The 5,839-nt window shown below is 58.4% G+C and carries 5 protein-coding genes; 1 reads left to right on the top strand and 4 read right to left on the bottom strand.

All coding sequences use genetic code 11. The features are described 5' to 3' along the window. Positions 1-105 precede the first annotated feature (105 nt). From PA598K_RS31915 to PA598K_RS31905, 3 genes are read right to left on the bottom strand one after another with little or no spacing between them, the layout of a single operon-like run. On the bottom strand, positions 106-975 hold the full coding sequence (locus tag PA598K_RS31915) for a carbohydrate ABC transporter permease (RefSeq protein ID WP_128660810.1): 870 nt from the start codon (positions 973-975) through the stop codon (positions 106-108). Between the two features lie 11 nt (positions 976-986). After that, positions 987-1,928, bottom strand: a complete 942-nt coding sequence (locus tag PA598K_RS31910) for an ABC transporter permease (protein WP_128660809.1) — start codon at positions 1,926-1,928, stop codon at positions 987-989. After that, entirely contained in the window at positions 1,925-3,553 is a 1,629-nt protein-coding gene (locus tag PA598K_RS31905; RefSeq protein WP_128660808.1) for an extracellular solute-binding protein, read from the bottom strand. The genes PA598K_RS31910 and PA598K_RS31905 overlap by 4 nt, the downstream gene beginning before the upstream one ends. A gap of 139 nt (positions 3,554-3,692) precedes the next feature. Here PA598K_RS31905 and PA598K_RS31900 point away from each other — a divergent pair, with 139 nt between their 5' ends. Then, entirely contained in the window at positions 3,693-4,058 is a 366-nt protein-coding gene (locus PA598K_RS31900; RefSeq protein ID WP_128660807.1) for a winged helix-turn-helix transcriptional regulator, read from the top strand. A 30-nt stretch (positions 4,059-4,088) separates the two neighbouring features. Here the strand turns inward: PA598K_RS31900 and PA598K_RS31895 are convergent, their stop codons facing one another. Next, entirely contained in the window at positions 4,089-5,492 is a 1,404-nt protein-coding gene (locus PA598K_RS31895; RefSeq protein WP_128660806.1) for a hypothetical protein, read from the bottom strand. Positions 5,493-5,839 lie beyond the last annotated feature (347 nt).

Genomic DNA, 5,839 nt, shown 5'->3' with positions numbered 1-5,839 from the left:
GCGACGATCGCGCCTGAGATCGCCAAGGAGCCTATCGCCAGCAGACTGCCATCCTCTTCATTGAACCAGACGAGCAGACTGAGATTGATTAGTTGCGATGCTCATTCACCCCTTGAGGGCTCCGACCAGCGCGCCTTTCACGAAGTGCTTTTGCAGGAAGGGATAGACGAGCAGGACTGGCAGCGTGGCGATGACAATCGTAGCGTACTTGATCGTTTCGCCGATTTTTTGCGCTTCGCCGACACCGGCTCCAGATGAGATCTGATCCGTGACATTGTTGATGAGGATCTCCCGCAGCACGAGCTGCAACGGATAGAGCGTGCGATCCTGTATGAACACGGACGGAATAAACCACATATTCCATTTGTCGGCGGCGGTGTAGAGCAGCAGGACGGCAATCACCGGCATAGATAGCGGGAGGATGATGCGCAGGAGCAGCGTCAGATGCGATGCTCCGTCGATCTCCGCCGATTCCTCCAGCTCGGACGGCAAGGACAAAAACGCAGTGCGCACGATGATGAGATGAAATGTCTTGACCGCAAACGGCAGCAGCAGCGACCAAAGCGAATTAATGAGCCCCAGCTCGCGAACGACCAGATAAAACGGAATGATGCCCGCGTTGATGAACATCGTAGCGATGATCGCCATCATCATTGGTCTTGTCCATAGCGCGCCCCGACGAGAGAGCACATAGCCTCCTGTCACCGTCAAGGTCAGGTTAAGGAGAAGGCCGCCCGCCACCAGGCGGAGCGTATTCCAGTACCCTGTCCAGATGGAAGGGTTGGCCAGCGCCCGCTCGTAAGCGAGGGTGCTGAAGCCGAGCGGCCGCCACATCAGGCCGGTATGCGCCATCAGCTGGTCGCCGTCGCTGAGCGAGGCGAACACGACATACAGCAGCGGATAGAGCGTGACGATGACCAGCACCGCCAACAGCAAATAGATGATGCATTCCAGCGTTCGGTCGGATCGTGACATCCTGGCCCTCCTTACCACAGACTATTCCCATTGATGCGGCGGCTCATTCGGTTAGCCGTCAAGAGCAGCACGAGATTGATGGCTGAGTTGAACAGCCCGATGGCTGAGCTGAAGCTCCAGTCATTGTCGAGCAGGCCTTTGCGATAGACGAAAGTGGAGATGACGTCGGCCGTTTCGTAGATGACGGGATTGTAGAGCAGCAAGATCTTCTCGTACCCGATGTCCATCATGTAGCCCATGCGCAGGATCAGCATGATCGTAATCGTCGGAAGGAGACCTGGCAGCGTGATGCTGCGGATCTGCCGCCACCTGCTGGCGCCGTCGATGCGCGCCGCTTCATACTGATGCGGATGGATGGTCGTCAGAGCAGCCAGATAGATGATCGCTTCCCACCCTGCGCGTTGCCAAATCTCGGAGAGCACGTAGATGCTGCGGAACATCTCCGGCTGTTGCAGCAGGTCCTGACCTGTTCCTCCGAGCAGGGGCATCAATAACCGATTGATGGGGCCGCCGCTGCGGGTCAGCTCCTTGACGACCCCGCAGACGACGATGAGCGAGACGAAATACGGCATGTAGGAGATCGTCTGGGCAATCGTGCGAATGGTTCGGGACCGTACTTCATGGAGCAGCAGCGCCAGCAGGATCGGCGCAGTGAATTCGAAGAGCAGGGAATACAGGCTGAGCAGGATCGTATTGCGCACGATCCGCCAGAAGTAATAGCTGCCGATAAAGGTGTGGAAATGCTCGAGTCCCGCCCAGTCGCTCCCCCAGACGCCTTTCATCGGCGTGTAATGCTGGAAGGCAATGACTGCCCCGAAAAGGGGCAGATATTGAAAGATGGCATAATACGCGAGGACTGGCAGCGCCATGGCATACAGCCATTTGTGCCGCTTGAAGTCTCTGGCCAGCCGAGAGCCCGGCGACCGGCCCGTAGCAGGGAGCGCGCCTTTCATCGCTGCAGGAAGCGGTCGTAAGCGGCTTGCTGGATCTCCAGCGCTCGTCCGATCTGGAGCGAGTGCAGCTTTTTCGCCAGATCGTCATAAGCCTGGATGCTCTCTGTGCCGAGGATCATCTTGAGTGACGTCTCGTCGACCAGCGTGTTGATATCCGCCATGATGCGCGCGTATTCACTGGCCTCGTCAGCAGAGATGGAGACGGGCGGCAGCACATGCTTCAGGTTATCCGTCTTCCAACGGTCATAGTTGTGGTCTTCGCCCGTCGCCGCCAGCGAACCGATCAACGCTTTGGAAGCGACGTAAGGACCGGGATTGACCGTGTGGGTGTACAGGCCGAGCGCTTCCAGATAGGACAGATTGTCCGGATTGTCGCGGATGAGCTCGGTCAGTTGGGGCTCGCCGTTAGCCAGCGTATAGCTCAGCCCTTCCGTCCCGTAGTTAAAAAACAGATAGCCTTCGTCGCTGTAGGCATAGTCCAGCAACTGAACGGCCAGCTCGGGATGCTTGGTCGAGGCGGATACGGCTGCCGAGGCTTCCGCCCCGTACATCCACGCCTCCTGTCCGAACATTGGCGTCTTGCCCGTCGTCAGGACCGGATACGGCGCAAAGACGAATCCAGCCGCCGGGTCGTTCGCCGACAAGGCGTGAGTCCACTTGTCGAAGCCGGCGCCAGAGGCGATCGTGGCGCCGGAGTCGCCGTTCACGATATTGGCGTCCTGGGCCTTGCGGTCAGTCTGCGTAAAGCTGGGATCGAGCAGACCTTCCTTATACCACTGGTTCATCGTTTCCAGGAATTGCTTGTACCCGGGTTGGAGAGGGCCGTATTGTACTTGCTGCTGCTTGTCGATATAGAACCCCCGGTTGACGCCGAAGGCGCCGACGAATGCTCCGTTCAGGAAGCCTTGCAGCGCATTCGGCGCATTGAGGATCGTTAGCGGCGCGCGGGCGTCTTTTTGTTCCTTGAAGGCTGTCAGCACGGTATGCCATTCGTCGATCGTTGTGGGCACCGACAGATCAAGCTCTGCCAGCCAATCCTTGCGCAGCGCCGGGCCTTCCCATTGGGTGGTCATCCCGCCTTCCTTCAGGAAAGGAAACGCATAATAGTCCCCGTTGTCCGTCTTCACGAGCTTGTCGATCTCGGGATGCGCCTCCAGATACCGCTTCAGATTGGGGGCGTGCGCGTCGATGAGCTCGTTGAGGCGCAGGATATAGCCGTCCTGCAGCGCCTTTTCTGGTCCTCCGGGCAAGCCGCTCTGCCAGTTGTACTCGATGATGTCGGGCAGCTGGCCGGAGGCCAGCATGACGCTAAACGACTCCTTGGCTTGCGCAGGCGATACCTCGACGAAGGTGACCGGTACGCCGACGCGTTGCCGCCATTCCTGGAAGAAGGGAACCTCGTCGATGCTTGGTTTGAGGGTAGTGGGCGTTTGCAGCCAATAAGACAAGGTCGTCTCCGTCGCGATAGGGTAACTGACAGCCGCTGCTGGCGCTTCGTTCTCCGTCTGAGTCGGGGGCTTTGCGTTGTTCGTAGTGCTTGAGGCTCCTGGTCCGGTGCAGCCGGCTGTAGCCAGTGTAGTGACGAGCAGAAGAGCGAGGCCTGCAGAAGGCTTAATGGTAGACATGGGAAGAGCTCCTTTCTTATCGTGGGGAGTGGTGGGCAGGGTAGTTAAGCTGGTTCGCATCTGTTATAATGTATTAAAAATACAGATAGGAATAGTTGGTTTTGTGCCAAACAGAAAAGAATAGAGAGAAGGGACGACAATGATTACATTTCGCGAACGTGACTATACCTGTACGTCCGAGATTACCTTAGGGCTAATCAGCGGCAAATGGAAGCCATTAATCCTCGGCTTTTTGTCCCAAAGAACCTGTCGGTTCAACGAGCTGCAGAAGCTGATGCCAAATGCGACGCAGAAGATGCTGACGATGCAGCTCCGCGATCTCGAGGAGGACGGCTTAATCATCCGCAAGGTGTATCCGGTCTCGCCTCCGAAGGTAGAGTACCGGCTAAGCGAGTGGGGAGAGAGACTCGTATCGGTGCTGCAGCAGCTGTGCGAATTTGGCGAGTCGTATTCGGATTATGCGGCCGCAGAGCACAAGCAGGGCCGGGCTGCATCTCGGGGCTGACGCAGCTCCGGCGTTCCTGGTTTTATCCGATTAGACTGGAGACAGCAGATATTTGGCCCCGAAGCTCTTACCCGCATGCTGCGCTGCCTCAACCGCTGCAGGCGTGTCGCCGGGCAGCAGCACGAGATTGGCCGGATGCAGCTTGCCGAGCAGCGCCCAGAGGATCAACGGGTTGCCCTGCGTATCGATACGATGCACCCCGCCATCGGGGCTGTCCGCGAGCCCCGGCAAGCGCAGCAGGCTCGCTGGACTGTGGCCGGCCTGCTCATCGAGCGCTTCGCTCGTAGCTTGCTCTGCGGATGGGGGAGCCTCTGTTGGCCGATATAGATACCGATAACCCCGCAGCATCTGACCGACATCCACAGCGTAGATATCTCCCGAGCCGTCCTTGATCATGTAGGTCAGCGTAGTGCGGCCTCCCTCCACAGGTAGCTGCGCCGCGATGACGGCTTCATCGACATGGTTGAGGCTCTCCTCCAGAGACGAAGAGCGCTCCTCGAGCAGCTCTGCCTCCTCTAGCCAACTGCGCGGCGCAGCCTCGTAGTCCTCATAGGCATAATCGAAGACCACCGCAGACGTCTCCGCCGAGCCGAGACGCGTGAGCACAGCCGGATACCAACGGAGCAGTGGCGTAGCCGGAGCGGCAGGCGTCCGTCCGAGTGCGGCGGGAAGGACCAGCCCGCCTTCATACTGAAACCCATATCCCGTCTCTCCAGCCCCGGGCTGCAGCGACTCCTGAGCGAAGCGTACCAGCTCGAGATGAGGCAGCCGCTTGACGAGCAAGCTGGTCAGGAATCGCTCTCTCGCCTCCGTGACATAACGCAATCCTCGCGTATTCCGCTGGCTCCCGACGGGAATCGCAACCTCCTGCCAATTCTCATACGGCAGCAGCAGGTCTCGCAGCAGCACGAACTGATGCAGATATTCATTGTACAGCTGCATCACGGCGGGATTGCCAGACGGCCCCATCAGGAGCCCGACCGTTGCCGGCGTCCACAGATGCTGCTCGCAGCGACTCCGCAGAGCAAGTGGTTCAGCAGAGCCAGGCTGCGCTGCAGCGCTGAGCATGCGGGATTGCCGTGCCCACTGCGCCAGCTCTGCGCCGATACGCTCCGCCCGCTCTGCCCAAGCACGCGAATCTTCATCTGCATCCAGAGAGCCTGCGGGCAACACGGCTTCTCTTGCGGTCGTCGAGAGGCTCGCCTGCAGATTGTTGAGGAGTACCCCTGCGGCAGTTGCGCTTCCGAGCTGGGCGCAGACGGCATCCAGCAGCTTGCCGATCTGGCTCGCCAGCTCTCGGGCCCGGTAGACGCCTGGCGCGAGATCCCACTCGCCGCTGAGGCGCTGCTTCCCGGAGACTGTTGTCGATCCCTCGGCCTCGATGCGGGTCCCGATCACGAGATTTCGTCCTCCAATGTCCAGTTTGTAGTCCAAGTGACTTCCCTCCTTAACCTGTGACCAGTATAAAAGGGATCGCCGAATTTGAGTAGTACGCACTTTTTTGTAAGGCGGTGTCAAAAAGGTGCCTGAGCACTAACAGCTTGCGGGTCATGAGGGGGCTTGGAGCTAGACTCGCTCCATTCCCGATTCGATCAAGGCATGCGTATGAGCGATCTCATGCGGTCCTGTTCTCACATAACTGCGATAATACCTTTATTTGTGCTCCAAAGCGCGTGAGATCGGAATTTTAATGCAAAAGCGCAGTTGTTTTGGGGAAACGGCACATTATGAGGGAATTTCAATCCGATTAAGTGCACTTTTCAGGCTGTTGAAAAACTCCT

The organism is Paenibacillus sp. 598K, from assembly GCF_003851045.1.
Classification (GTDB): Bacteria; Bacillota; Bacilli; order Paenibacillales; family Paenibacillaceae; genus Paenibacillus_D.
This window is presented reverse-complemented; position numbering and strand designations above follow the sequence as displayed.

Excerpts from the sequence above, each read along its gene's own strand:
- PA598K_RS31905 (WP_128660808.1), bottom strand. The coding sequence starts at position 3,553 with ATGTCTACCATTAAGCCTTCTGCAGGCCTCGCTCTTCTGCTCGTCACT.
- PA598K_RS31900 (WP_128660807.1), top strand. The coding sequence starts at position 3,693 with ATGATTACATTTCGCGAACGTGACTATACCTGTACGTCCGAGATTACC.
- PA598K_RS31910 (WP_128660809.1), bottom strand. The coding sequence starts at position 1,928 with ATGAAAGGCGCGCTCCCTGCTACGGGCCGGTCGCCGGGCTCTCGGCTG.
- PA598K_RS31915 (WP_128660810.1), bottom strand. The coding sequence starts at position 975 with ATGTCACGATCCGACCGAACGCTGGAATGCATCATCTATTTGCTGTTG.